Origin of the sequence: Klebsiella sp. MBT K-1 (assembly GCF_002556465.1) — a bacterium.
GTDB classification, from domain to species: domain Bacteria; phylum Pseudomonadota; class Gammaproteobacteria; order Enterobacterales; family Enterobacteriaceae; genus Klebsiella; species Klebsiella grimontii.
Window position 1 is genome coordinate 316348 of sequence record NZ_PDEL01000001.1, and the last position, 24743, is coordinate 341090.

General features: G+C 55.5%; 26 protein-coding genes. 10 read left to right on the forward strand and 16 right to left on the reverse strand.

Translation table 11 applies throughout. From position 1 onward, the window contains the following. From ruvC to aspS, 4 genes are read right to left on the reverse strand one after another with little or no spacing between them, the layout of a single operon-like run. Positions 1-522, reverse strand: a complete 522-nt coding sequence (ruvC, locus tag CMQ96_RS01445; protein ID WP_004113791.1) for a crossover junction endodeoxyribonuclease RuvC — start codon at positions 520-522, stop codon at positions 1-3. 37 nt (positions 523-559) lie between these two features. Further along, positions 560-1300, reverse strand: coding sequence for a YebC/PmpR family DNA-binding transcriptional regulator (locus CMQ96_RS01450; protein ID WP_004122063.1), 741 nt, complete (start codon positions 1298-1300; stop codon positions 560-562). Between the two features lie 28 nt (positions 1301-1328). Next, complete coding sequence (gene nudB / locus CMQ96_RS01455; protein WP_004122064.1) at positions 1329-1772, reverse strand: dihydroneopterin triphosphate diphosphatase; 444 nt, start codon at positions 1770-1772, stop codon at positions 1329-1331. Between the two features lies 1 nt (position 1773). Next, positions 1774-3561 (reverse strand): aspartate--tRNA ligase, encoded by a 1788-nt coding sequence (gene aspS, locus CMQ96_RS01460; RefSeq protein ID WP_098065730.1) that lies wholly within the window; start codon positions 3559-3561, stop codon positions 1774-1776. A 268-nt stretch (positions 3562-3829) separates the two neighbouring features. Between aspS and CMQ96_RS01465 the strand changes: the two genes are divergently transcribed. From CMQ96_RS01465 to cmoB, 5 genes are read left to right on the forward strand one after another with little or no spacing between them, the layout of a single operon-like run. Further along, complete coding sequence (locus tag CMQ96_RS01465; RefSeq protein WP_004136672.1) at positions 3830-4396, forward strand: hydrolase; 567 nt, start codon at positions 3830-3832, stop codon at positions 4394-4396. Continuing rightward, entirely contained in the window at positions 4393-5211 is an 819-nt protein-coding gene (locus CMQ96_RS01470) for a DUF72 domain-containing protein (protein ID WP_024359880.1), read from the forward strand. The genes CMQ96_RS01465 and CMQ96_RS01470 overlap by 4 nt, the downstream gene beginning before the upstream one ends. A gap of 53 nt (positions 5212-5264) precedes the next feature. Next, complete coding sequence (locus CMQ96_RS01475; protein ID WP_004122068.1) at positions 5265-5660, forward strand: MAPEG family protein; 396 nt, start codon at positions 5265-5267, stop codon at positions 5658-5660. A 39-nt stretch (positions 5661-5699) separates the two neighbouring features. Continuing rightward, the gene (cmoA, locus tag CMQ96_RS01480; RefSeq protein WP_024359881.1) at positions 5700-6443 is read left to right on the forward strand and encodes a carboxy-S-adenosyl-L-methionine synthase CmoA; all 744 of its coding nucleotides are present in this window, start codon (positions 5700-5702) and stop codon (positions 6441-6443) included. Further along, on the forward strand, positions 6440-7456 hold the full coding sequence (gene cmoB / locus CMQ96_RS01485; RefSeq protein WP_004136659.1) for a tRNA 5-methoxyuridine(34)/uridine 5-oxyacetic acid(34) synthase CmoB: 1017 nt from the start codon (positions 6440-6442) through the stop codon (positions 7454-7456). Before cmoA ends, cmoB begins: the two co-directional genes overlap by 4 nt. Before the next feature lie 100 nt (positions 7457-7556). Here cmoB and cutC read toward each other — a convergent pair whose 3' ends face one another. Further along, the gene (gene cutC, locus CMQ96_RS01490; protein WP_029669910.1) at positions 7557-8291 is read right to left on the reverse strand and encodes a copper homeostasis protein CutC; all 735 of its coding nucleotides are present in this window, start codon (positions 8289-8291) and stop codon (positions 7557-7559) included. A 76-nt stretch (positions 8292-8367) separates the two neighbouring features. Then, the gene (locus CMQ96_RS01495; protein ID WP_024359882.1) at positions 8368-8937 is read right to left on the reverse strand and encodes a VOC family protein; all 570 of its coding nucleotides are present in this window, start codon (positions 8935-8937) and stop codon (positions 8368-8370) included. Between the two features lie 230 nt (positions 8938-9167). On the opposite strand from CMQ96_RS01495, the gene argS reads away from it, so the two are divergent. Continuing rightward, a complete protein-coding gene (gene argS / locus CMQ96_RS01500; RefSeq protein WP_004136646.1) occupies positions 9168-10901 on the forward strand; it encodes an arginine--tRNA ligase in 1734 nt (577 codons plus the stop codon). 120 nt (positions 10902-11021) lie between these two features. Here the strand turns inward: argS and CMQ96_RS01505 are convergent, their stop codons facing one another. Together CMQ96_RS01505 and CMQ96_RS01510 are read right to left on the reverse strand one after the other, a co-directional pair. Then, positions 11022-12161 carry a glycoside hydrolase family 105 protein gene (locus tag CMQ96_RS01505; RefSeq protein WP_024359883.1) on the reverse strand — a complete coding sequence of 380 codons (1140 nt, stop codon included), beginning with the start codon at positions 12159-12161 and terminating at the stop codon, positions 11022-11024. Positions 12162-12165: 4 nt separating this feature from the next. Continuing rightward, positions 12166-13749, reverse strand: coding sequence for an MFS transporter (locus CMQ96_RS01510; protein ID WP_004136643.1), 1584 nt, complete (start codon positions 13747-13749; stop codon positions 12166-12168). Positions 13750-13824: 75 nt separating this feature from the next. Between CMQ96_RS01510 and CMQ96_RS28600 the strand changes: the two genes are divergently transcribed. Both CMQ96_RS28600 and uspC read left to right on the forward strand, forming a co-directional pair. After that, positions 13825-13983, forward strand: coding sequence for a hypothetical protein (locus CMQ96_RS28600; RefSeq protein ID WP_155553276.1), 159 nt, complete (start codon positions 13825-13827; stop codon positions 13981-13983). Between the two features lie 128 nt (positions 13984-14111). Then, complete coding sequence (gene uspC, locus CMQ96_RS01520; RefSeq protein ID WP_004122077.1) at positions 14112-14540, forward strand: universal stress protein UspC; 429 nt, start codon at positions 14112-14114, stop codon at positions 14538-14540. Positions 14541-14568: 28 nt separating this feature from the next. On the opposite strand, the gene otsA is transcribed toward uspC, so the two are convergent. From otsA to CMQ96_RS01550, 6 genes are all read right to left on the reverse strand, one after another. Beyond that, positions 14569-15993: an alpha,alpha-trehalose-phosphate synthase gene (gene otsA, locus CMQ96_RS01525; RefSeq protein WP_024359884.1), complete on the reverse strand. Its 1425-nt coding sequence runs from the start codon at positions 15991-15993 to the stop codon at positions 14569-14571. Continuing rightward, on the reverse strand, positions 15968-16771 hold the full coding sequence (gene otsB / locus CMQ96_RS01530; RefSeq protein ID WP_004136637.1) for a trehalose-phosphatase: 804 nt from the start codon (positions 16769-16771) through the stop codon (positions 15968-15970). Before otsB ends, otsA begins: the two co-directional genes overlap by 26 nt. A 159-nt stretch (positions 16772-16930) precedes the next feature. Next, complete coding sequence (araH, locus tag CMQ96_RS01535) at positions 16931-17911, reverse strand: L-arabinose ABC transporter permease AraH (protein WP_004136631.1); 981 nt, start codon at positions 17909-17911, stop codon at positions 16931-16933. 14 nt (positions 17912-17925) lie between these two features. After that, the gene (gene araG / locus CMQ96_RS01540; protein WP_024359885.1) at positions 17926-19440 is read right to left on the reverse strand and encodes an L-arabinose ABC transporter ATP-binding protein AraG; all 1515 of its coding nucleotides are present in this window, start codon (positions 19438-19440) and stop codon (positions 17926-17928) included. 61 nt (positions 19441-19501) lie between these two features. Beyond that, positions 19502-20482: an arabinose ABC transporter substrate-binding protein gene (locus CMQ96_RS01545; RefSeq protein ID WP_024359886.1), complete on the reverse strand. Its 981-nt coding sequence runs from the start codon at positions 20480-20482 to the stop codon at positions 19502-19504. Between the two features lie 273 nt (positions 20483-20755). Then, positions 20756-21328, reverse strand: a complete 573-nt coding sequence (locus CMQ96_RS01550) for a DJ-1/PfpI family protein (RefSeq protein ID WP_004136626.1) — start codon at positions 21326-21328, stop codon at positions 20756-20758. A gap of 539 nt (positions 21329-21867) precedes the next feature. On the opposite strand from CMQ96_RS01550, the gene CMQ96_RS01555 reads away from it, so the two are divergent. Further along, entirely contained in the window at positions 21868-22371 is a 504-nt protein-coding gene (locus tag CMQ96_RS01555; RefSeq protein WP_064342911.1) for a non-heme ferritin-like protein, read from the forward strand. A gap of 303 nt (positions 22372-22674) precedes the next feature. Further along, on the forward strand, positions 22675-24186 hold the full coding sequence (locus CMQ96_RS01560) for an MFS transporter (RefSeq protein WP_004136624.1): 1512 nt from the start codon (positions 22675-22677) through the stop codon (positions 24184-24186). 46 nt (positions 24187-24232) lie between these two features. Here the strand turns inward: CMQ96_RS01560 and CMQ96_RS01565 are convergent, their stop codons facing one another. Together CMQ96_RS01565 and azuC are read right to left on the reverse strand one after the other, a co-directional pair. Then, a complete protein-coding gene (locus CMQ96_RS01565; protein WP_004103438.1) occupies positions 24233-24484 on the reverse strand; it encodes a DUF2766 family protein in 252 nt (83 codons plus the stop codon). Positions 24485-24562: 78 nt separating this feature from the next. Beyond that, positions 24563-24646 (reverse strand): stress response protein AzuC, encoded by an 84-nt coding sequence (azuC, locus tag CMQ96_RS01570; RefSeq protein ID WP_004136622.1) that lies wholly within the window; start codon positions 24644-24646, stop codon positions 24563-24565. Positions 24647-24743 lie beyond the last annotated feature (97 nt).

Here is a 24743-nt window from a genome sequence, read left to right on the forward strand (position 1 = left end):
TTATCGTAAGCGTCCACGCGCCAGATTCAGGCGGCTTTCGCTGATCTGGGCGGCGTTCTGGCTGACGTGGCAGTGGGTGATGGCGATGGCTAAAGCATCCGCCGCATCCGCCTGCGGGTTGGCCGGCAGCTTGAGCAAGGTGCGCACCATATGCTGCACCTGGCTCTTTTCCGCGCTGCCGATGCCGACAACGGTCTGCTTTACCTGCCTGGCGGCGTACTCAAAGACCGGCAGGTCCTGATTCGTCGCCGCGACAATCGCCACGCCGCGCGCCTGGCCGAGCTTCAGCGCCGAGTCGGCATTCTTGGCCATAAACACTTGTTCGATGGCGAAATAGTCCGGCTGGAACTGGGTAATAATTTCCGTGACGCCCGCATAGATGAGCTTCAGGCGAGACGGTAAATCATCCACTTTCGTGCGAATACAGCCGCTGCCCAGATAGCTGAGCTGGCGTCCAACCTGGCGGATGACGCCATAACCAGTGACGCGCGACCCCGGGTCAATGCCGAGAATAATGGCCATCACGCGCCTCCGGTTAGTGGTTTAACGGTCGGCAACATTAGAGCGTTGCGGCGACCTCATCAGAGATCTCGCCGTTGTGATAAACTTCCTGCACGTCGTCGCAATCTTCCAGCATATCGATCAGACGCAGCAGTTTCGGCGCAGTTTCCGCGTCCATGTCCGCTTTGGTAGACGGGATCATCGAGACTTCAGCGGCGTCCGCTTTCAGGCCGGCGGCTTCCAGCGCATCGCGTACCGCGCCCATCTCTTCCCACGCGGTATAAACGTCAATCGCGCCGTCGTCATAGGTCACAACGTCTTCCGCGCCCGCTTCCAGCGCCGCTTCCATGATCGCATCTTCGTCGCCTTTCTCGAAGGAGATAACGCCTTTTTTGCTGAACAGGTAGGAAACGGAACCGTCGGTCCCCAGGTTACCGCCGGTTTTGGTGAAGGCATGACGGACTTCCGCAACGGTACGGTTACGGTTGTCGGACAGACATTCAACCATCACCGCCGTGCCGCCAGGACCGTAACCTTCATAGATGATGGTTTCCATGTTTGCATCATCATCGCCGCCCACGCCGCGGGCAATAGCGCGGTTCAGGGTGTCGCGGGTCATGTTGTTGCTCAGCGCTTTGTCGATTGCCGCGCGCAGACGCGGGTTAGATCCCGCATCGCCGCCGCCCAGACGCGCGGCGGTGACCAGCTCGCGAATAATTTTCGTAAAGATTTTACCGCGCTTGGCATCCTGTGCCGCTTTGCGGTGCTTGGTGTTGGCCCATTTACTATGACCTGCCATAAAAAACTCTCCAAAAAAGCGCGCCCTTTCAGGCGGCGTTAATTACAAATTCTTCAATCGCCTGCCGGTTGCTCCAGGACTTGGTCAACGTGGCGGCTTCCGCCGCATCAACCCAGCGATAGTCCAGATGTTCCGTAAAGACAATCTGGCGTTCATGGGGGAGCGCAAGACGGAACCAAAATTCCGTATTACGCTCAACGCCCGGCGCATAGCGATGACGTAAATGAGAAAATATCTCGAACTCTACCGTGCGCTGACAGTCAACCAACGCCAGTTGCTCGCTGGCGACATCAATGGCGACTTCTTCCATAACTTCACGCGCGGCAGCCTGCGGCGCGGTCTCTCCCTCTTCCAGGCTGCCGGTAACCGACTGCCAGAACGCGGGATCGTCGCGCCGCTGCAACATCAGCACCCGCTTCGTATCTTTGGCGTAAATCACCACCAGCACGGAAACGGGGAGCTTGAATGACATCTTACTTATTCTCCAGAGACTCTTTTGCCTCTTTCGCCACCACCTGAATACCCAGCTCGCTCAGCGATGCCGGGTTAGCGAAGCTTGGCGCTTCGGTCATCAGGCAAGCGGCGGCGGTAGTTTTCGGGAAGGCGATAACGTCACGGATATTATCGGTACCGGTCAGCAGCATGGTCAAACGGTCAAGACCGAAAGCCAGGCCCGCGTGCGGCGGAGTACCGTATTTCAGCGCGTCCAGCAGGAAGCCAAACTTCTCGCGCTGCTCTTGCTCGTTAATGCCGAGAATGCCGAACACGGTCTGCTGCATTTCACCGCTGTGAATACGTACCGAACCGCCGCCGACTTCATAGCCGTTGATGACCATATCGTAGGCGTTGGCCACCGCGTCTTCCGGCGCGGCCTTCAGCTCGGCGGCGGACATATCTTTCGGCGAGGTGAACGGATGGTGCATCGCGGTCAGGCCGCCTTCACCGTCGTCTTCAAACATCGGGAAGTCGATAACCCACAGCGGCGCCCATTTGTTTTCGTCGGTCAGGTTCAGGTCTTTGCCCAGCTTCAGACGCAGCGCGCCGAGCGCGTCGGCGACAACCTTTTTGTTATCCGCGCCGAAGAAGATCATGTCGCCATCCTGCGCGCCGGTGCGCTCAAGGATCGCTTCAACGATGTCGGCGTTAAGGAATTTAGCTACCGGGCTGTTGATGCCTTCAAGGCCTTTCGCCCGCTCGGTGACTTTAATATAGGCCAGGCCTTTTGCGCCGTAGATCTGGACAAACTTACCGTACTCGTCGATTTGCTTACGGGTCAGCGCAGCGCGGCCCGGTACGCGCAGCGCGGCTACGCGGCCTTTGGCATCGTTAGCTGGACCTGCGAAGACGGCGAATTCCACCGCTTTGACCAGATCGGCAACGTCCACCAGCTCCATCGGGTTACGCAGGTCTGGTTTATCGGAACCGTAGCGGCGCTCGGCTTCGGCGAAGGTCATGATCGGGAAATCGCCCAGATCCACGCCCTTCACTTCCTGCCACAGATTACGCACCAGCGCTTCCATCACTTCACGCACCTGCTCGGCGGTCATAAAGGAGGTCTCGACGTCGATCTGGGTGAATTCCGGCTGGCGGTCGGCGCGCAGGTCTTCGTCGCGGAAACATTTAACAATCTGATAGTAGCGGTCAAAACCGGACATCATCAGCAGCTGTTTGAACAGCTGGGGAGACTGCGGCAGCGCGTAGAATTTGCCTTTATGCACACGAGAAGGCACCAGATAGTCGCGCGCGCCTTCCGGGGTAGCTTTGGTCAGCATCGGCGTTTCGATATCGAGGAAGCCGTGGTCGTCCATAAAACGGCGGACGAGGCTGGTAATCTTCGCACGGGTTTTCAGGCGCTGCGCCATTTCCGGACGACGCAGGTCCAGGTAGCGGTATTTCAGACGCGCTTCTTCGGTGTTGACGTGGTTGGAGTCCAGCGGCAGCGCTTCCGCGCGGTTGATAATGGTCAGGTCGGATGCCAGCACTTCGATGGCGCCGGTGGCCATATCGCTATTCACGTTTTTTTCGTCACGCGCACGCACGGTGCCGGTGACCTGGATGCAGAACTCATTACGCAGTTCAGAGGCCAGCTTTAATGCGTCGGCGCGATCCGGATCGAAAAACACCTGCACGATGCCTTCGCGGTCACGCATATCGATAAAGATAAGGCTACCAAGATCACGACGACGGTTGACCCAACCACACAGAGTCACTTGCTGCCCTACGTGGGACAGACGAAGCTGCCCGCAATATTCTGTACGCATGAGATATCCCTTAACTTAGCCGCAGGCGGATTGTTGCCTGCCTTGCAGGCGACGAGGTCGCAGCTTTAGCTGATGTCACAACTGAATGAAAAAAGGCGGCTATTATACTGGAAATTATGCCGCACGATAAGTCCGGCGCAGCGCGCTGCGTTGCTTTGCTGCACGCTTATTGCTTGTACTCACAAAAATTAACAAAATTTGTTACCCTCGGGCGAGATCGGCAACGGTATTGTAGCGGCCTGACAACAAAAGAAGATACGGGGATATCATGTTAGAACTCAATGCAAAAAAGACCGCGCTGGTCGTTATTGACCTGCAGGAAGGCATTTTACCGTTTGCCGGCGGCCCGCATCGCGCTGACGAAGTGGTTGAGCGCGCCGCGAGTCTGGCGAAAAAGTGCCGCCAGCAGGGTTCCCCGGTGGTCATGGTTCGCGTTGGCTGGTCGGCGGATTTCGCGGAAGCGCTGAAGCAGCCGGTCGATGCTCAGGCAGGCGCGCCAACGCTACCGGAAAACTGGTGGGCCTATCCGCTCGCGCTGGAAAAACAGGCGAGCGATATCGAAGTCACCAAACGCCAGTGGGGGGCCTTTTACGGCACCGACCTGGAGCTGCAGCTTCGCCGTCGCGGTATCGATACGATTATCCTGTGCGGTATCTCCACGAATATCGGCGTCGAATCTACGGCGCGCAACGCCTGGGAGTTGGGTTTTAATCTCATTCTTGTCGAAGACGCCTGCAGCGCGGCGACGGCGGAACAGCATCTTAGCAGCATGACGCATATCTTCCCGCGGATTGCCCGCGTGCGTAGTACCGAGGAGGTGCTTGCCGCATTATGATTTATATAGGGCTTCCCCAGTGGGCGCACCCGAAGTGGGTGCGGCTGGGTATCACCAGCCTTGAAGAGTATGCCCGCCACTTCAACTGCGTGGAGGGCAACACCACCCTGTACGCGTTACCAAAAGCGGAGATTGTCAGCCGCTGGTATGAACAAACCCACGACGATTTTCGCTTCTGCTTCAAATTTCCGGCCACCATTTCGCACCGGGCGGCGCTGCGCAACTGCGACGACTTAAGCCATGAGTTTTTTACCCGTCTGGCGCCGCTGTCTTCGCGCATCGGCCAGTACTGGCTCCAGTTGCCGGCGACGTTCGGCCCTCGGGACCTCACCGCCCTCTGGCCGTTCCTCGACAGCCTGCCGCGCGAATTCCGCTACGGCGTTGAGGTAAGGCATCCGGAATTTTTCGCCAAAGGGGAAGCGGAACAGCAGCTCAATCGCGGCCTGCATCAGCGTAACGTCAATCGCGTGATCCTTGATAGCCGTCCGGTTCATAGCGCCGTCGCCCGCAGCCCGGCGATGATCGAGGCGCAGAAGAAGAAGCCTAAAGTCCCCGTCCATGCGCTGGTGACGGCCCATAATCCAATGGTGCGTTTTATCGGCAGCGATGATATGACGCAGAATCGCGAGCTTTTTAGCGTGTGGATTCGCACGCTGCCAAAATGGACGCCGACCGCCACGCCGTACCTGTTCCTCCATACTCCGGATATCGCCCAGGCGCCGGAACTGGTCGACACCCTGTGGGGCGATCTGCGTACTGCCCTACCGGAAATAGGGAATGCGCCCTCAATTCCGCAGCAAACCTCTCTTTTCTGATATCCTGCTATCCTCAATTGAGCCACCGGAAGCGATAAAAGGGAGTTTTGAGTATGGTCAGCGCGCTGTATGCGGTCTTAGGTGCGTTATTGCTTATTAAGTTTTCCTGGGACGTCGTACGCCTGAGGACGCAATATCGCGTAGGCTACGGCGACGGTGGTTTTAGCGAGCTGCAGGTCGCTATTCGCGTGCACGGGAACGCGGTGGAGTATGTTCCCATTGGCCTGATCTTACTGCTGTTTATGGAGATGAACGGCGCCCAGACCTGGATGGTCCACGTCTGCGGTATCTTGCTGATCGCCGGGCGCCTGATGCACTCGTATGGCTTTCATCATCGTCTCTACCGCTGGCGCCGTTCCGGCATGAGCGCGACGTGGTGTTCGTTGTTGCTGATGGTGCTGGCGAACTTCTGGTATATGCCCTGGGAGTTGGTTTTCTCCGTCCGTTAGCGCACAATACGCCGTTTTCGATTTTTCGGGTTTAACGTTATGTCTCACCGCGATACGCTTTTTTCCGCGCCGATTGCCAGTCTCGGCGACTGGACCTTTGATGAACGGGTTGCTGAAGTCTTCCCGGATATGATCCAGCGCTCTGTTCCCGGCTATTCCAATATCATTTCGATGATCGGCATGCTGGCGGAACGTTTCGTTCAGCCGGATACCCAGGTTTACGATCTCGGCTGCTCGCTTGGCGCAGCCACGCTGTCCGTGCGCCGCAATATTGCGCATTCTGGCTGCAAAATCATCGCCATCGATAACTCGCCGGCGATGGTCGAACGCTGCCGTCGCCATATTGACGCCTATAAAGCGCCGACGCCGGTCGAGGTAATTGAAGGCGATATTCGCCACGTCACGATAGAAAACGCCTCAATGGTGGTGCTCAATTTCACCATTCAGTTTCTCGAGCCGGGCGAACGTCAGGCCATTCTGGACAAGGTCTATCAGGGGCTGAACCCGGGCGGCGCGCTGGTGCTGTCGGAAAAATTCAGCTTCGAAGATGGCAACGTCGGCGAACTCTTGTTCAACATGCATCACGACTTCAAACGCGCTAACGGCTACAGCGAGCTGGAAATCAGCCAAAAGCGCAGCATGCTGGAAAACGTGATGCTCACCGATTCCGTGGAAACCCACAAAGCGCGCCTGCGTAAGGCCGGTTTCGAACATGCCGAGCTGTGGTTCCAGTGCTTTAACTTCGGATCGTTAATCGCCGTAAAATCCGGGGACCCGGCATGATTGATTTCAGCAACTTTTATCAATTGATTGCCAAAAGCCCGCTTTCGCACTGGCTGGAGACGCTGCCGGCCCAGGTGGCGGCCTGGCAGCGCGACGCGCTGCACGGCAAATACCGGGAATGGGAACGGGCCGTCGAGTTTCTGCCCGAGTTTGCACCCTACCGTCTGGATCTGCTGCACAGCGTCACCGCCGAGAGCGAAACGCCGCTCGGTGAAGGCCAGCGCCTGCGGATTGAAAACCTGCTGAAGAATCTGATGCCGTGGCGTAAAGGGCCCTTCTCCCTTTACGGCGTGAATATCGATACCGAATGGCGTTCCGACTGGAAGTGGGAGCGCGTACTGCCGCACCTTTCCGACCTGACCGGGCGTACCATCCTTGATGTCGGCTGCGGCAGCGGATACCACATGTGGCGCATGATTGGCGCCGGCGCTCATCTGGCGGTGGGCATCGACCCCACCCAGCTGTTTCTTTGCCAGTTTGAAGCGGTGCGAAAACTGTTGGGCAACGACCAGCGCGCGCATCTGCTGCCGCTGGGCATTGAGCAGCTTCCGGCGCTCAACGCCTTTGATACCGTCTTTTCGATGGGCGTGCTGTATCACCGCCGCTCTCCGCTCGATCACCTGTGGCAGCTCAAAGATCAGCTGGTTCCCGGCGGCGAGCTGGTGCTGGAGACGCTGGTCGTTGAAGGCGACGAAAATACCGTACTGGTGCCGGGCGACCGCTATGCCCAAATGCGCAACGTCTACTTTATCCCGTCCGCCGCCGCGCTGAAGCAGTGGCTGGAGAAGTGCGGATTTGTCGATGTGCGTATTGTCGATGCGTGCGTCACTTCGACCGACGAGCAGCGCCGCACCGAGTGGATGACCACCGAGTCGCTGGCCGATTTCCTCGATCCGCGCGATAGCAGCAAAACGGTCGAAGGCTATCCGGCCCCGCTGCGCGCGGTGATTATTGCCAGTAAACCGGAAACGCAGCAGTCGTTAGCGGCGAAAAAAAACCGTAGCCAGGGCTAATTCTGGATAAAAAAAGGCCCCTGTTTAATGGGCAGGGGCCTGGTACGGGCAATCATCATATTGGGCGACATGATGTGCAGCAAAAAACGGTTTACTCTCTCTACGCGGTAATTATCTTCTTCATTTCCGCTACCGCTTCGCCATTGACGGCGTAGCGTAAGTATTCATCTGCTTCGGCATCCGTAGACATCGACAATCCGGGATTGCGAAAGCGCATCGGGGACGGTAACCACTGGCCTGCCGAGGTATGCACCTCTTTTACCCCCGCCTGTAAAAACAGCGGCAGGTTGGCGGCGCGCACTCCTGCACCGGCCATAATAATAGGAGTATCGCTTTGGGAAATAAGTTCCCTGATTAATGAAATTCCTTTTTCGGCAGACGCCTGCTGGCCCGAAGTCAGGATACGCTGAACGCCGAGTTCAGCCAGCTCAACGCTGGCCTGGCGCGGGTTGGCGCACATATCAAAGGCCCGGTGAAAGGTGACGGCCAGGGTTCCCGCCGCCGCCATTATTTTTTTCATTCGCGCCCTATCCACCCGACCGTCGGCGTCAAGAATACCGATTACCAGGCCGGGAAAACCGAGATCTTTCACCGCGGCGACATCATCCAGCATCGCGGCAAACTCGCCCGCGGTATAGCAAAAATCACCGCCGCGCGGGCGAATAATCGGATGCACGGGAATAGTCACCGCTTCACGCACCGATTTCAGTACGCCCAGCGAAGGCGTCAGCCCCCCCTCCTGCGGCGCGGCGCATAGCTCGATGCGATCGGCGCCGCGGCGCTGGGCCTCCAGCGCGCACTCCATGCTGTAACAGCAGACTTCCAGTAAAGTCATTCTTCTCTCCGTAGATTGAGCAGGCACGCCAGAATGGCACGATTTCTCCCGGCAGACGCCGCGTAACGTCACACTGTCATCGTTCAGCGTGTTCACTGGCGACAATTTGCTCAATCGACCACGGGTGAAATTTGATCGTCACTTTGCCATCGGTTACCGCCAGGGTTGGATTCGGTAAACGCTCACGCGCACCTTTCGGCGCGCTGGTCTTGACAAAAATGCCCGGTTGGCTCAGCCCGTCATCGGACAGCAGCGCCAGCGCGCGGGTATTGAGCGTTTCAGGTTCGCCAGGCAGCACGATTTCAATATGCTCCCAACCTTCGTGCGGATAGCGCTTTTCGCCCGGCCACGGCAGCTCAACGATGCGAAAACGCCAGTGCGCCACGACCACCGGCTCATCCAGGCGGAATAAACAGATGGGCCGGCCGTTAATCACGTTTTCCGACAGCAGCGTGCCGCATTGTTCAAAGCCGCGACGCCAGCGTTCCGCCGTGGTGTTCTGATGACAGCGCAGGGAAATATGGTCGGCATCAAGTGACGTAATATCGAGACCAAGCCGATGAGCTAGCGCGTTTAGCGCCTCGGTAAAGCGCGGCAGGTCCGCGGAAATATCGTTTAATTCATTAATCTGCTGCCAGTTCGCCATCGTAAGCCTCGGTACTCGCTAAAAAGAGCTAATTTATCGCGTTTCCCGCGCCCTACCAACCGACAATCGTCGGCGGCCCCCCGTGAACGGTTATTCGTTGAGCGCGAGGCTTAGCAACCTCTGCGCGGTGCTGACGCGTGGGCGCAAATGCAGTATACTCCCGCCCTAATTTGTCCACATTCCTGCGCCGCCCCCTCTGGGTGACGGCGTGTTAAACGTAAGGTATTTCGGTGAATATTCAGGCTCTTCTCTCAGAAAAAGTCAGTCAGGCCCTGATCGCGGCAGGCGCGTCTGCCGATTGCGAACCTCAGGTCCGCCAGTCAGCAAAAGTCCAGTTCGGCGATTATCAGGCCAACGGCGTGATGGCCGTAGCCAAAAAACTGGGCATGGCGCCGCGACAACTTGCAGAGCAGGTCCTGTCTCATCTCGACCTGAGCGGCATTGCCAGTAAGGTCGAAATCGCCGGTCCCGGCTTTATTAATATTTTCCTCGACCCGGCTTTCCTCGCGGAAAACGTCAGCAGCGCGCTGAAATCCGAACGTCTGGGCGTGGCTCAGCCGCAGGCGCAGACGGTGGTGGTCGATTACTCCGCGCCGAACGTGGCGAAAGAGATGCACGTAGGCCACCTGCGCTCCACGATTATTGGCGATGCCGCGGTGCGGACGCTGGAGTTTCTCGGGCATAAAGTGATCCGCGCGAACCACGTAGGCGACTGGGGCACCCAGTTCGGCATGCTGATCGCGTACCTGGAAAAGCAGCAGCAGGAAAACGCCGGCGAGATGGCGCTGGCCGACCTCGAAGGTTTCTATCGCGAAGCGAAAAAACACTACGACGAAGATGAAGCCTTCGCCGAGCGCGCGCGCAGCTACGTCGTTAAGCTGCAGGGCGGCGACGAGTACTTCCGTGAAATGTGGCGCAAGCTGGTCGATATCACCATGTCGCAAAACCAGCTTACCTATAACCGCCTCAACGTCACTCTGACCCGCGACGACGTGATGGGTGAAAGCCTCTATAACCCGATGCTGCCGGGTATCGTTGCCGATCTGAAAGCCCAAGGTCTGGCGGTAGAAAGCGAAGGCGCGACCGTGGTGTTCCTTGATGAATACAAAAACAAGGAAGGCGAACCGATGGGCGTGATTATCCAGAAGAAGGATGGCGGCTATCTCTACACCACTACCGATATCGCCTGCGCAAAATACCGTTACGAAAACCTGCATGCGGATCGCGTGCTTTACTACATCGACTCTCGCCAGCACCAGCACCTGATGCAGGCGTGGACCATCGTGCGTAAAGCCGGCTACGTGCCGGATTCCGTCCCGCTGGAGCACCACATGTTCGGCATGATGCTCGGCAAGGACGGCAAACCGTTTAAAACCCGCGCCGGCGGCACCGTGAAGCTCGCCGACCTGCTGGACGAAGCGCTGGAACGCGCCCGCCGTCTGGTGGCGGAGAAAAACCCGGATATGCCCGCCGATGAGCTGGAAAAACTGGCGAACGCGGTCGGAATTGGCGCGGTGAAATACGCCGATTTGTCTAAAAACCGCACCACCGACTACATCTTTGACTGGGATAACATGCTGGCCTTTGAGGGCAATACCGCGCCTTATATGCAGTATGCCTATACCCGCGTGCTCTCCGTGTTCCGCAAAGCGGATATTGATGAAAGCACGCTGGCGGCGGCGCCGGTGGTGATCACCGAAGACCGTGAAGCCCAGCTGGCGGCCCGTCTGCTGCAGTTTGAAGAAACCCTGACCGTCGTCGCGCGTGAAGGCACGCCGCACGTCATGTGCTCTTATCTGTACGATCTGGCTGGCCTGTTCTCCGGCTTCTACGAGCACTGCCCGATCCTGAGCGCCGAAAGCGAAGAGACGCGCAACAGCCGCCTGAAGCTGGCACTGCTGACCGCAAAAACGCTGAAGCTGGGTCTGGATACCCTGGGTATCGAAACTGTAGAACGGATGTAAAAACAAACCCGGCGAAAGCCGGGTTTGTTTTATAACGCCTGATGGCGCCGCGCTCATCAGATCTGCAACATCCTTGTAGCCCCGGTAAGCGTAAGCGCCACCGGGGAAATTCCGCCCTTCTCAGAAATACTTCCGCAGATACTCCGTCAGGCACAGGATCGCCATCGCCTGGCCATACGGCATCGACGTCAGCGGAATGTCGCGATAAAAATCAAGATTCGAACCCATTCCGGTACCGAACGACGTTTGCAGCAGCTCCCCTTGCGGTGAGATATTCTGCACGATGCCGCGAATCGCTTTTTCCGCCACCTCCGCATACGCCTGACTCACGTAGCGCTTGCGCACCGCTTTGAGGATCCCATAAGCAAAACCGGCGGTCGCCGACGCTTCCAGATAGGAGTCGGGATCGTCAAGCAGCGTATGCCACAGGCCGCTATCGTCCTGACAGCGGGCCAGCGCCGCAATCTGCGCATTCAGCACCTGCACCAGATAACGCCGTACCGCGCTGTTTTCGGGTAAATCCACCAGCTCCAGAAAATCCGGAATAACGATAGTCAGCCAGCTATTGCCGCGCGCCCAGCGGGCTTGGGCGAAATTATGCCGCCCCTCATAGTTCCAGCCGTGGAACCACAGGCCGGTCTCGCGGTCCAGCAGATTCTGCACGTGCAGCAAAAACTGATATACCGCCTCCTCTACGTATTCCGGACGATTAAGCAGCTTGCCGATTTTCGCCAGCGGCAGAACCGTCATCATCAACGTGTCGTCCCACATCTGCTGATGATTCTCTTCCGCCAGGGTGATGTGCTGCATGCCGCCAGATTCAGTGCGCGGCATTTCGTTCATCGCCCACTCCGCCCAGCTATCGAGCCAGGGCAGATACGCGGAGTTACCCGTCTCTTCGTAGCGGTATGCCAGGGTGAGAAACGGCGCCATGGTGTTGACGTTTTTGGTGGTCGCGCCCTCGGCAAAGCGATCGGCAAACCAGCTATCGATAATGTCGCGCATCGCGGTATCGCCGGTCTGCTGGTAGTACTGATAAATACCGTACAGGCCGACGCCGTGAGTCCACTCCCAGCCGTTCCACCCTTTGGTGTCAATAACGCGTCCGTCGTCCAGCCGCAGTAAAAATTGCCCGCTTTCGTCCTTAATGTTGACCAGATTGCGCGTCACCTTCTGAATCAGCGCCTGCAGTTCATTGCGGGCGATAAAACGCTCCGGCTGGCGCAGTAGTGGGCTATGTTTGACAGGCCAAACTTTCATATCCTTAACCTCTGTTATATGTCGAATTCATGGCTGAACGCTGCTTCAGCGCTGGCGCGGCGGGTTTATTCCGATTCAGATAACCAATATTGTTGTTTCCCCACAGGGCGTCGTACGGCATCCCAGCCAGCATCTCCACCACTTCACGATCCTCGGCGCTTGCCAGTTCCGGCTGAGCGCGGCCTGATTCACGCATTTTCAGCGTTTCCGCACGCAGGACGCTGTGGGTTTGCAGATTGAGCTTAAAGCGCAGGGACACGAGGAAACCGCAGGCCAGCACCACTAAAGTACCGACGCTGAGGATCAGCAGAATGGTATGGCTCACTTCATAGGGCTGCGTTTTCTGCCCGGAGACAAAGCCCGACATCTGCATGATGATCCCCACCAGCATCACCGCGCCGGCCTGGGACGCCTTACGCGTCAGGGTCATAATCCCGGCGAAGATGCCTTCGCGGCGCTGGCCGGTGATCACTTCGTCCACGTCGGCAATATAGGTGTAGGTGTTCCACGGAACATAGTTGATGCCGCCGCGCCCCAGGCCAGCCACCGCGGATATCAGCAGCAGCAGCGAATAAACATCGCTAAGGCCAGCGTAGTACAGCACCGCGTAGGAGAGCGAACTCAGGCCGAACAGCACCACCACCATGCGGTACGATGGCGCCGGCCCGAAGCGAATGCACAGCGGGATCATGGCGATAACCGCGATAAACTGGAAGATTGCCATGGTACCGAGCAGGTTGGAGGCCATCGAGGCTTCCTGCATCAGCACAAACACCACGTAGTAGGTAAAGACCGCATTGAACACATCCTGGGCGATATAGCCTCCCAGATACATGCCCAGATGCTGACGAAAAATTTTAATTCGCAGGGTCGAACTTAACTCAATAAACAGGCGGTTAAGGCTCTGAGACAGCGTCAGGTTTTGTTTCTCCTCTTCAGCGCGTAGCGCGGCTTCCGTCCACTCTTCACGCGGGCGTTCCCAGGTAAAGAACCAGACAAATGTCAGCATCATCGCGCACAGTACCGAGAACACCAGGCTGGCGTAAAAGAAAGAAACGGCGTTGTCTTTGCCGAAGATAGTCAGCAGCACGCCCGGCAGGAACGAAGCCAGAATCGCTGACATCTGGGCCATTGAAATACGCGCGCCGGAGAATTTTGTTTTCTGTTTAAAATCATCGGTCATTTCCGGCACCAGCGTTTCATACGGCACCAGAATCATGGTGTAGACAATATCAAACAGCAGATAGGTCAGCAGGTAGTACCAGAACCCCATATCCCCTACCCACATGATGGAGTAGCTAAATACGCAGGGGATGCCGAGCAGGATGAAGAACTTGCGTCTGCCAAAACGTTTCCCCAGCCAGGTCGAGCCAAAGTTATCCGTCAGGAAGCCCATCAGCGGACTGATCACCGCATCCAGCACCCTGGCGGTGGCAAAAATAAGCGTCGCTTCGATAGGGGAAAGACCGCAAAAGGTGGTGTAGAAGTAGAGCAGCCATGCTGCTGTAAGTGCGGTTGTTCCCGCACCAAGGAAATCGCCCGATCCATAGGCAAGGTAGTTAACCAAACCGATTTTACGTGTTTTCATCGCCGTAAATCCTGTGTCTTTTTTTAGAGAACTCCGAACCGCTTTTTGGCCCATTCAGCCAAAAGGGGTTGATACATGGCTACATTAAGAACATGGGAACGGCGTTACCTTTTCATTTTTGCCAGCCAAAAGCGTTCACTGGCAAAAACACAAAGAGTCGATGAACGCGCCTCACTGATTTATAAAACAGCGTTTCTTTTAATACAAAAGATCGGACCAAAAGTTGCGAGGTGACAGCCAAAAAGACCTTGCGTCGAGGAGAATCTGCGCCTGGTTTTTCGCCGTGGATAAACCTTGCGAAAGCTAAGGAATCGGAGTAAAGACAATAGAAAGGGTTATTTCGCGTATCTCAAGGAGGCTTGATGCCCTACTCACATCTATTGGTCGCCGTGGCGCCAACCCCGGAAAGCCGGGTCCTCATTCAGAAAGCCGTCTCAATCGCCCGTCCGGTTAATGCGAAAGTCAGCCTGATCACGCTGGCAACCGATCCGGAGTTGTACAACCAGTTTGCGGCGCCGATGATGGAAAATTTACGCGAAGTCATGCAGGAAGAGACGCGCGGTTTTCTGGCCGAACTCGCCCGCCACGCCGACTACCCTATCGAAAAAATGACCATCGCCAGCGGCGGGATTGCTCATCACGTGAAGGATTTTTGTCGGCAGCATCGCGTTGACCTGGTGATTTGCGGTAACCATAACCAGAGCCTGTTTTCTCGCGCAACCTGTTCGGCGAAAGATATCGTTGGCAGCAGCGGCGTTGACGTGCTGCTGGTGTGTCTGGAAAAAGGTTAGCGCCGGGGAAGCGCTAACCGTCGTTGCCTCAGGCAAGTTTGGGGAAAGTTGCGACCTTACGCGCTAAGTGACTCTCCTCACTGCCTGGCTCAATCTCCTTTAGATCGGCAATAAACCGCTCCTGCCAGCGATGGATATCGTTATCCTTAATCACCGCCAGCATGGCCGAATGGCGGGCTATACGCTCGGCCAGCGGCATGGTTAGCGCCTGATCCAGCGCTGCGGCGACCTCGTCGCGATCGTAAGGATTGACGATTAAGGCCGTCGGCAGCTCGTTCGCCGCGCCGGCAAACTGCGACAGCACCAGCACGCCCGGATTTTGCGGGTCCTGCGCGGCAACATACTCTTTCGCCACCAGATTCATCCCATCGCGCAGCGGCGTAACCAGCCCGACGTCCGAGTAGCGGAAGATTTTCATCAGCAGCTTGCGTTCAAAGTGCTGGTTCAGGTAGTAAAGCGGAGTCCAGCCCAGCTGGCCATACCGGCCGTTAATGCGTCCGGCTGCGGTTTCCAGCTGGTGACGAATATCCTGATAGGCCTGAACATCGCCGCGCGACGTCGGCGCAATCTGGGTATAGCGAATCTTACCGTGATGATGCGGATAGTTTTCAAGCAGCGCCTCGTAGGCGAGAAAACGCTCCGGCAGCCCCTTCGAATAATCCAGCCGCTCGACGGAAAAGATATTCTGCACGCTTTTCAGTTCGCTTTTCAGCTGCGCCAGCTTGGGCGGCAGCGGCCCTTTTGCGCTGCGCGCTATCTCTTCCGGATCGATACCGATTGGGTAGACTTCGGTCTGGAAAGGTTTGCCCCAGGCCACATGTTTTTTTCCGCCGCGCGTCGTCAGACGGGTCTGCATCGATACGCAGTCCAGAAACGCCAGTCGGTCGCTCTCGGTCTGAAAGCCCAGTAAATCGTAATCGCAAAGCTGTTCCAGCAGCTCCGCGTGCGGCGGCAGCGCGTTAAAGACTTCCGGCGTCGGGAACGGAATATGTAAAAAGAAGCCGATGCGGTTATTGACGCCGCGCTGGCGCAGTTCGCTGGCCAACGGCAGCAGGTGGTAATCGTGGATCCAGACAATATCGTCAGCGTCGATCAGCGGCAGCAGCTTATCGGCCAGCTTCGCGTTGACACGCTGATAGCCCTCCCAGGCTTCACGCTGAAAATCGACCAGATCAAGACGATAATGGAATGCGGGCCATAGCACGGCGTTGGAAAAGCGGTTGTAATATTCGTCGTGATCCTGCTCGCTAAGGTTGAAAGAGGCCCAGGTTATATTTCCCTGAGTCACTTTTTTTAGCGGCTGCTGGTCATCACCGATTTCCCCACTCCAGCCGAACCACAATCCTCCGGCTGCTTTTAATGCCCCCATAATCCCCACGGCAAGGCCACCGGCGCTGGCCTTTTTATCATCCGGCGGGGCAATACGATTAGATACTACGACTAAGCGACTCATAGCCATCTCTCCTGTCGGTTAGCGCATCTGGTTGTTGCCCATGATTCGCGATGTTACTAATCCAAAGATGAACAGCGGCGACATCCGGCAGGCGCCAACGCGCCTGGGTCTCGCCGCCGCCCACTTTGACCGATACGCCACTCAGTTGATTGACGACGCTAAAACCCGCTTCATCGGTTAAATCATCACCGACAAATACCGGTTTGCGCCCTCTGAATGGAGCTTCCTGCATAAAAGCGGCTATCGCTTCACCCTTATTCACTCCGCGCGGTTTGATCTCCACCACGCACTTGCCCGGCTGTAAAGCCAGAATGGGATGGCGCTGCACGACGGCTTGCGCCAGCGCCAGCACCGCGTGCTGATGCTCCGGCGCCTGACGGTAGTGCAGCGCAAAAGCCATCCCCTTACTTTCCAGTTCGCATCCCGGCAACGCATCCAGCGCCGCGGTCAGTTCCGCCGACAGCGCCTTCAGGAGGGAATCAGGTAAAGAGACAATATGCGTTTTACCATTGATGTCACGGCGTTCAGCCCCGTGGACACCGGCAAGCGGCAGCCGGTAAGGACGGGTAAGCTCATCCAGCTCAACCATTGAGCGCCCTGAAATCAATGCCACCGCGCCGTTATGCTGCTGCACGAGCTGGCGCAGCGTCTGCAGAACATCGGCAGGAATGACCACCTGATCGGGATGGGGTTTGATACCGGCAAGGGTACCGTCGAGGTCAAAGAAAAAAGCGCAGTTTCCGGTTAACGCAGGCGGTACATAAATCTGGTCAGCCACCCTGTTTCCTCCTTATCATGGCCAGCAACATGCTGGGTGTTAATTTATTGTAGCCATGTAAGTATAGACAGTGTGACCAGCCTCGCCATTTTTGATAGTCATTGCCAGCGCAACGAGCGCTGGCAATGGATTAGGATTAAACTGAAAAGTTGACCTGGATTAAACGGCGCGCTTCGCTTTCTGTTTGTAGCGGTCAAAGATAACCGCCGCCAGCAAAATCACGCCGCGAACGACGTACTGCGAGAACGGCGAGATGTTCAGCAGGTTCATCGCGTTCTCCACCGTCCCCAGGATCAGGATCCCGGCCACCACGTAGGAGATCTTACCGATCCCGCCCTTCAGCGATACGCCCCCCAGCACGCAGGCCGAGATAACAATCAGCTCATAGCCAATCGAGGTCATCGGCTGACCGCTGGTCATACGGGAAGCCAGGATAATGCCTGCCGCGGCAGAAACCAGGCCGGAAAGGACGAAAATAATGATCTTGGTCCGCACCACCGGCACGCCCGCCAGACGCGCAGCTTCTTCGTTGCCGCCAATCGCCAGGGTATTACGGCCGAAGGTGGTTTTATTGAGCAACAGGCCGAAGACAATCAGGCAGGCTACGGTCAGCCAGATAGGCGCTGGCAGACCAAACCAGTTGGCGTATCCGAGAGTAAAGAAGCGCTCGTCTTCAATCCCTACCGCCTTACCGTCAGAGATGATATAGGCCAGACCGCGAACGATCTGCATGGTCGCCAGGGTGGTGATCAGGGCGTTAATCTTCAGGCGGGCAATCACAAAACCGTTTACCAGACCGCTCAGCGCCCCGAGCAGCAGACCGGCGCCGATGCCAATCCACATGCTCTCTGTCAGGTTAATCACCACCGCCGTGGTCACCCCGGCGCAGGCGATAACCGAGGCGACCGACAGGTCAAAGTCGCCGGATGCCAGGCAAAACAGCATCCCGCAGGCCACCATTCCGGACATAGAAATAGCCAACCCCAGGCCTTTCATATTGATAAATGAGGCAAAATTAGGCACAAAAATGACGCAGCCAATAAACAGCACCGCAAAAACAACCAGCATGCCGAACTGATCCCAGACGCGGGAGAAGCTAAAAGCCGACCGGGTAGTACCTGAAGTAGTAACTGATGACATCATAGACTCCTTACTCAGGCGACCGCCTGGCTCACTTTTGGCATCGCAAGGCTCAATGCCTGCTGTTCATTCGCATGTTCATGCAGCAGTTCTCCGGCAATCTCACCCTCACGCATAACCACGATGCGATCGGCAACGCCGAGAACTTCCGGTAAATCGCTGGAGGCAAAGACCACCGCGACGCCAGATGCCGCTAATGCATAGATAACGTTGTAGATTTCGTGCTTAGCGCCCACGTCAATACCGCGCGTTGGCTCATCAAGCAGGATGACTTTCATCTCTTCCGACAGCCAGCGGCCAAGGATCGCCTTCTGCTGATTGCCGCCGGAGAGGTTCATAATCAGCTGCTCGGCGCCAGGCGTTTTGATATTCAGCGATTTAATGTGCTGGTCGGCGTTCTGCGCTTCCCAGGCGTTGTTGATAACGCAGCCGGCGAGAATATGCTTGCGCCGAGCGCTGATATTGATGTTGTCGCGCACCGAGTGGACCGGAATTATGCCCTCCGCTTTACGGTCTTCCGGGCAGAGCATCATCCCGGCCTGAATCGCCTGGGCTGGCTTACGAATATCAATGGCCTCGCCGTCGATATAAACCTGACCGCCGGTTATTCTGCTGCCACCGAATAAGCCTTTCATCAGCTCGCTGCGCCCGGCGCCGACCAGCCCAAACAGGCCGACGATTTCTCCGCTGCGCACCGACAGACTGACGGGCTGGCGCACGCCGGGCGCCTTCACCTGCTCAAGACGCAAACGCTCTTTGCCATATTCACGCGGCTGCCAGCCGTAGATATCGCCCAGTTCGCGCCCCACCATCGCCTGGACCAGCGCGTCGTGGTTAACCTCCTGCATATTGTCAAAGGTGCGCACGTAGCGGCCATCTTTGAATACCGTAATGGCGTCGCTTAACGCAAAGATCTCCTCCATACGGTGGGAAACGTAAATAATGACCCGTCCTTCCTGGCGCAGCTCGCGGATCACCCGAAACAGGTTTTCAATTTCTCGCGCCGAAAGGGAGCTGGTCGGCTCATCAAAGGCGATAATTTTGGCGTTACGCGCCAGCGCTTTGGCGATCTCCACCATTTGCCACTGGCCGATAGAGAGATATTTGAGCGGCGTTTCCGGGTCGATATCGAGCCCCAGATGTTTAAGCTGCAGGCCTGCTTCATAATTCAGCAGCGACCGATTCACAATCCCGCCTTTATGTGGCAGCTGACCGAGGTAGATATTTTCCGCCACGGTCATTTCCGGAATCAGATGCAGCTCCTGATAAATAATCGCCACCCCGGCGTTCAGCGCCTCGGTGGTGTGATTGAACGTCATCTGCTGACCGCGGATCTGCAGGCTGCCGGCCGTCGGTATGTAGTTGCCGCTGAGAATTTTCAGCAGCGTGGATTTCCCGGCGCCGTTTTCTCCCATCAGGGCGTGAACCTGTCCGGCATAGCAGCCAAAGCTAATGTCGGACAGCGCTTTAACGCCCGGGAAGGTCATGGTGATGCCGTGAAATGAGAGATAAGGGGTAGACTGTTGCATAACGACTCCGCTTTTCTGTACGGAGCCCCTCGCGCACTGCGAGAGGCCCGGTCAACCGGCCTTACAGCCCTTTTTTCGCCAGCTCTTCTTTAAAGTTGTCACGGGTAATTAGCACCACGTCGGTTACCGCGGTGAATTTCGGCGGCTCAACGTCTTTCGTTACCCAGTTGTAAAGCATCTCGCTGGTTTTATAGCCGTGAATATCCGGGCTTGGCAGCAGAGAGCCGTAGAAGCCGGTGGCCTGGGCTTTAGAAAGCTCGTTCACCGCATCAACGCCGTTAATACCGATACCGATAACGTCAGGGGCTTTAAAGCCCTGGCCTTCGGTCGCGCGCACGCCGCCCAGCACGGTATTGTCGTTCATGCCGACGATCAGCCAGTGCTTAACATTCGGATGTTGAACCAGCATGGAGTTACCGGCGTCAAACGCGCCGGGGATGTCGTTAGATTTGGTTGGCACGCGATAGATTTGTTGCTCCGGGAAGCCGGCGGCTTTCAGCGCGTCGATAGATCCGGTGGTACGGCGGCGGGCGGTATCCAGCTCATCGGCAGTGATAGCCATAACCGCGGTGTCTTTTACATCCCAACCGCGTTTTTGCATCTCTTTATACAGTTCCTGCCCCTGACGCGCGCCGATTTCGCTGGCCGCCATCATCACCAGCGGTACGCTGTCCATCGGTTTGCCTTTGGCGTTGACGAACTGGTCATCGACGGTAATCACTTTCATATCATAGCCGCGCGCTTTGGCGACAATAGCCGCCCCGAGTTTTGGGTCCGGGGTGCAAATGACGAAGCCCTTGGCTCCGCTGGCCGCCAGGCTATCAATCGCGTTAAGGGTTTTCTCGCCGTCGGGAACAGCGATTTTAATCACATCGAAACCTAAATCTTTACCGGCCTTATCGGCAAATTTCCACTCTGTTTGAAACCATGGCTCTTCAGGCTGTTTCACCAGAAAACCCAGCTTCAGCGTCTCAGCCATAGCTGATTGTGACATAACTGCGGCAAGACCAATCGCCGCCAGCGCTTTAGTAAATTTGTGCATGGTAAACTCCAGCTTTAATTCGCTTTTATGTAGGGAAAAATAAGACTTAAATTTTTTATCGGACGAAAAACAAGGCATTAGGAAAATCTCAATCATGAGTGCCGTTGTTTAAATAGTATTAACCGGAAATTATTTCTCCATACGAGAGCCCAATCACATCGCGGAATTACAGTAATTGCGTACATATAAACAGCGAAAAAAGACATACAAAAAGCGCTAATTGTCAGACAATTAGCGCGGGCCGTAGCAATATTCTCTATATCATCAGCAGAGTTATCCCTGGAGAGATCGCCATTGGCAATAAATGTGCTCCGCATGATCGCGAACAGGTGCCTCGTCCCCCAATAAACGGGCGGCGACGGTGAACGAAAAATCAAAAACGTGCCCTAACCCTTTACCGCTGATCAAATTCCCGTCTTCCACCACCGCCTGGTCAACATACTCGCCGTCGGAGACGTCTTGCCATAGCTCTCCCGAACAGACGTAGCGACGCCCCTTCAGCAGGCCGTTGCCGCCAAGGACTCTCGCGGCTGCCGAACAGATTGGGCAGATCAGCTTTCCTGCTTCATCGTGGGCCGAGATAAACGCCACGACGGCCTGACTGGCGGCCAAATTCACGCTTCCCTGCGGACCGCCAGGCAGAACCACCGCGTCGTATAGCGCGCCAGCGCGTTCCGTTAGCGTGCTGTCCGCCACCATGGGGATATCATGGTAGCTCACTACCGCGCGCGACTCGGCGCAGGCGAGCAGTTCAACATTGAGATGCAAGCGACGAAGAATATCAATAACCACAATCGCTTCGCCTTCCTCAAAACCCGGCGCCAGCAGCACCGCAACTTTTTTCATTTCCGTCTCCTTCAGATAGCCAGGTAGCAATAATGTGTTTACAAACACAGCATTTTTTTAAATTAACGTCATCATCTGCTCTTTGTTACATGAGCCAGGACGACCCCGCTGATTTTCTTACTCGCAGGCTATCACAAAAAAAAGAACGATGAATCACTATTTTTAAAACGAAATTTCACTAGCATTATTAGCACTACTATTAATTAGTGAGAGCTCGAAATAAAAATACATGAAATCATCCAGATAAATTTAAATCTGATGCTAAATCTCAGCATTTTCCCTAACAAAAAACCATTATATAAAGATATCTACCGATGCTGTAACCAAATGTAAATATTAGACATTGAGAGTTTTCTTAATTGAAATATAGCGCTATTCTATATCCGTTGAGATAAGAAATTTAATACACAGGCATACGTAGAAGCTCTGAATATTATTATTCAGAGCTATCTTCCTGTGCCCCATAATTTCTACGCAGCCCTGCTATAGATGCGTCAGGATATGACGCCAGCCCCTCCAAAGAGAATAAGGATATTTTTATGGTCGTTCCACGAATGATCCAAAAGCTAAATAACCAGATGAATCTTGAATTCCATACCTCAAATTTATATCTGCATTTAAGCGAATGGTGTACTCAGCACCGGTTGAACGGTACCGCCACTTTTCTCCGTAACCGAGCGCAAGCCAGCATAACGCAGACGATGCGGGTCTTTGATTTTATGAAAAAATCAGGCGCCTGGCCCGTGGTCAAAGCGCAAGATACCTATAGCGCTGAATGCACATCGCTTGAAGACCTCTTTAGCAAAACCGTTGAGGATTATCAGCAGCGCAGCAGCATACTCTCCAGCCTGGCGGAAGAGGCGAAGGCGCAAAGCGATGCGCCAACCCTGCGCTTTCTGACGCTGCTTGCGGAACAACAGGATCGGGATGGCATGCTGCTGGAGACGATTCTTGACGAAGTACGCCATGCGGAAAAAGCCGGGACCAGCGAACAACAAACCGATCGTTACCTGCTCGATCTGGTCAGCAACCAGCGCGGCTAACCCCATACTGGCGGGGATACGTCGCCTGTTCGCGCCCGCACTCGCTTTATCCTACCTCCCCTGCTCACCCTCTTTTTCGGCGCTTCGGCGCCGTTTTTTATTCCTGAAAAGCATTAAAAAGTTTTAACCAGATCTCATTCCCGCTCAGCCGGAGGAATTAGCAGGGTATTGGTGATCTGGATCACGTTTAAAACCATGAGTTAATAATATAAAAACAGTGTTTCAAAAATTTAAAACACGGAGTTTATTTTAATGGCAAGATATACGGCTTCAGCCTCACAGGGGCTGCAGGGAAGACCGATTTTGTTACGCCATCAGTTAGCCTACGGCGGCGGGAATTTGCTGGGAAGCGGCGCACTGGCGATCAGCGGCGCATGGCTGCTCTATTTTTATACAACCTTCTGCGGGCTGACGCTGATCGAAGCCTCCTTTATCTTTTCCGTCGCCAGTATTATTGACGCAATTAGTAACCCGCTTATGGGTTATCTCACCGATAACTTTGGCAAAACGCGGCTGGGTAAACGCTTCGGTCGTCGCCGCTTCTTTTTATTGATTGGCATTCCGCTGATGATGTTCTACCCGCTGCTGTGGGTAGAAGGCCTCGGCTTCTGGTACTACCTGTGCACCTACGTCGTCTTTGAAATCATTTATACCTCGATTATGGTCCCCTATGAAACATTGGCGACCGAAATGACAGACGATTTCTCACTGCGTTCGAAACTGACCGGTTACAAAGCGATTTTCGGCAAACTGGCCAACTTCCTGGCGGCCTTTATCCCGGGACAGTTTATCCTGCTCTATGGGAAAGAATCCGCGACCCCGTTCTTCCTGACCGGGCTCACCTACGGCGTCATTCTCATCGTGGCCATCTCCTGCCTGTGGTACTGCAGTTGGGAGCGTCCGCGAGAAGAAGAAATGAGCAAAGGAAAGAAAAAGGGGCTGCTCAGTACGCTGCTGATGCTGGCGAAAGATATGCGCTCCACGTTTTATCTGCGCGTATTCCGTAAACACCTTGGTATGTATCTCTGCGGCTTCGGCGCCGAGTGGCTGTTTGCGTCGATCTTCACTTACTTCGTTATCTTCGTGCTGCAGCACGATCCGGCGATGGTGGCCGGCCTCAACAGTCTGAACTCCATTCTGCAGCTGGTATCAACCGCCCTGTTTATCGGCCTGTGCGTGAAGAAAGGCTTCAGTAAACCTTATATTCTGGCGCTGAGCGTGGTTATCTTTGCCGTACTGCTCTACACCTCGCTGTGGTTCTTCCATCTGCCAGCACACCTGGCAACCATTCTTATGTTTGGCATTACCGTACTGTTCGGCCTGGGCACCGGCGGCGTGTACTACATTCCGTGGACCGTTTACACTTTTTTGGCGGATGTCGATGAAATCTATACCGGCCGTCGCCGCGAAGGGATCTATGCGGGAGCAATGACCTTCTCCGGTAAAATTTTGCGCTCTATCATCGTCTTTTCCATGGGGGCGATCCTCAGCTTCTACGGATTCCAGTCGAAGGCGCATACGCAGCCTGAAAGCGCGGTCACCGCGATTGCGGTTGTGTTCTGCGCGGGGGTGATTCTGCTGGCTCTGGCAGCCATTGTGTTCAGTAAGCAGATGAAGCTCGATCGTAAGGCGCACCTGGTGGTGTTGCAGGAGGTCGCGCGCATTAAGGCAGGTGGTAAGATCGGCGATATCGCGCCGGAGGTTCGCCTTATCGTGGAAGATTTAGTCGGCCACCGCTACGAAGAGTGCTGGGGCAACAGCAAGCTGTTTAAAGATACCCAGAAAGGCGCCATTCAAACCGCCGTATCCCACTAATCGGTTAAAACGCCCCGCGATCGCAATGATGACGGGGCTAACGCAGCTAGTGCGCTTCTTCCTGCGGGGTGAATTTCAGTTCAATCAGCGCGATGGCCTTTTGTACCGCCCGCAGGGTCACCGGGTCAGCCGACGCCGGGTGGCTGGCGAAATCGATAGCTTTCAGCTGGGTGGTCATTTTTTCGCGTACCTCGACAGGGGCGATAATATCAATGACATCGAGGATCTGTTTGATGACTAACTGGCAGGCAACCACGTCAGAAACCAGTTCGTCGTGTTCGGTAAGATGTTGAGACATGTTTCACTCCTTTTTTCAGGAGCGTAATAGTAACCTAAATCGTGGAATATAAAAAAACCTGCCGCAGCAGGTTTTTTATCAGAACATACCGCCAGGCGGTACGTCTTTGAAGGTTTTGCAGTAGTTTTCGAACATGCTCTTCAGGATTTTGCGCAGTTTCATGGTTGACTCCATTTTTTGTTATGCAGGTGTTAATGTCTTTACGGCTATAATATGACTTACATCACAAAAATCAATCAAAACGTGCGCAAAATCACCT

Excerpts from the sequence above, each read along its gene's own strand:
- CMQ96_RS01555 (WP_064342911.1), top strand. The coding sequence starts at position 21,868 with ATGGTCGTTCCACGAATGATCCAAAAGCTAAATAACCAGATGAATCTT.
- azuC (WP_004136622.1), bottom strand. The coding sequence starts at position 24,646 with ATGAAACTGCGCAAAATCCTGAAGAGCATGTTCGAAAACTACTGCAAA.
- uspC (WP_004122077.1), top strand. The coding sequence starts at position 14,112 with ATGCCCTACTCACATCTATTGGTCGCCGTGGCGCCAACCCCGGAAAGC.
- CMQ96_RS01495 (WP_024359882.1), bottom strand. The coding sequence starts at position 8,937 with ATGGCGAACTGGCAGCAGATTAATGAATTAAACGATATTTCCGCGGAC.
- araG (WP_024359885.1), bottom strand. The coding sequence starts at position 19,440 with ATGCAACAGTCTACCCCTTATCTCTCATTTCACGGCATCACCATGACC.
- CMQ96_RS01450 (WP_004122063.1), bottom strand. The coding sequence starts at position 1,300 with ATGGCAGGTCATAGTAAATGGGCCAACACCAAGCACCGCAAAGCGGCA.
- ruvC (WP_004113791.1), bottom strand. The coding sequence starts at position 522 with ATGGCCATTATTCTCGGCATTGACCCGGGGTCGCGCGTCACTGGTTAT.
- CMQ96_RS01510 (WP_004136643.1), bottom strand. The coding sequence starts at position 13,749 with ATGAAAACACGTAAAATCGGTTTGGTTAACTACCTTGCCTATGGATCG.
- aspS (WP_098065730.1), bottom strand. The coding sequence starts at position 3,561 with ATGCGTACAGAATATTGCGGGCAGCTTCGTCTGTCCCACGTAGGGCAG.
- CMQ96_RS01505 (WP_024359883.1), bottom strand. The coding sequence starts at position 12,161 with ATGAAAGTTTGGCCTGTCAAACATAGCCCACTACTGCGCCAGCCGGAG.
- CMQ96_RS01465 (WP_004136672.1), top strand. The coding sequence starts at position 3,830 with ATGTTAGAACTCAATGCAAAAAAGACCGCGCTGGTCGTTATTGACCTG.
- cutC (WP_029669910.1), bottom strand. The coding sequence starts at position 8,291 with ATGACTTTACTGGAAGTCTGCTGTTACAGCATGGAGTGCGCGCTGGAG.
- nudB (WP_004122064.1), bottom strand. The coding sequence starts at position 1,772 with ATGTCATTCAAGCTCCCCGTTTCCGTGCTGGTGGTGATTTACGCCAAA.
- CMQ96_RS01475 (WP_004122068.1), top strand. The coding sequence starts at position 5,265 with ATGGTCAGCGCGCTGTATGCGGTCTTAGGTGCGTTATTGCTTATTAAG.
- CMQ96_RS28600 (WP_155553276.1), top strand. The coding sequence starts at position 13,825 with ATGGCTACATTAAGAACATGGGAACGGCGTTACCTTTTCATTTTTGCC.
- CMQ96_RS01470 (WP_024359880.1), top strand. The coding sequence starts at position 4,393 with ATGATTTATATAGGGCTTCCCCAGTGGGCGCACCCGAAGTGGGTGCGG.
- cmoA (WP_024359881.1), top strand. The coding sequence starts at position 5,700 with ATGTCTCACCGCGATACGCTTTTTTCCGCGCCGATTGCCAGTCTCGGC.
- cmoB (WP_004136659.1), top strand. The coding sequence starts at position 6,440 with ATGATTGATTTCAGCAACTTTTATCAATTGATTGCCAAAAGCCCGCTT.
- CMQ96_RS01545 (WP_024359886.1), bottom strand. The coding sequence starts at position 20,482 with ATGCACAAATTTACTAAAGCGCTGGCGGCGATTGGTCTTGCCGCAGTT.
- CMQ96_RS01565 (WP_004103438.1), bottom strand. The coding sequence starts at position 24,484 with ATGTCTCAACATCTTACCGAACACGACGAACTGGTTTCTGACGTGGTT.
- otsA (WP_024359884.1), bottom strand. The coding sequence starts at position 15,993 with ATGAGTCGCTTAGTCGTAGTATCTAATCGTATTGCCCCGCCGGATGAT.
- CMQ96_RS01550 (WP_004136626.1), bottom strand. The coding sequence starts at position 21,328 with ATGAAAAAAGTTGCGGTGCTGCTGGCGCCGGGTTTTGAGGAAGGCGAA.
- araH (WP_004136631.1), bottom strand. The coding sequence starts at position 17,911 with ATGTCATCAGTTACTACTTCAGGTACTACCCGGTCGGCTTTTAGCTTC.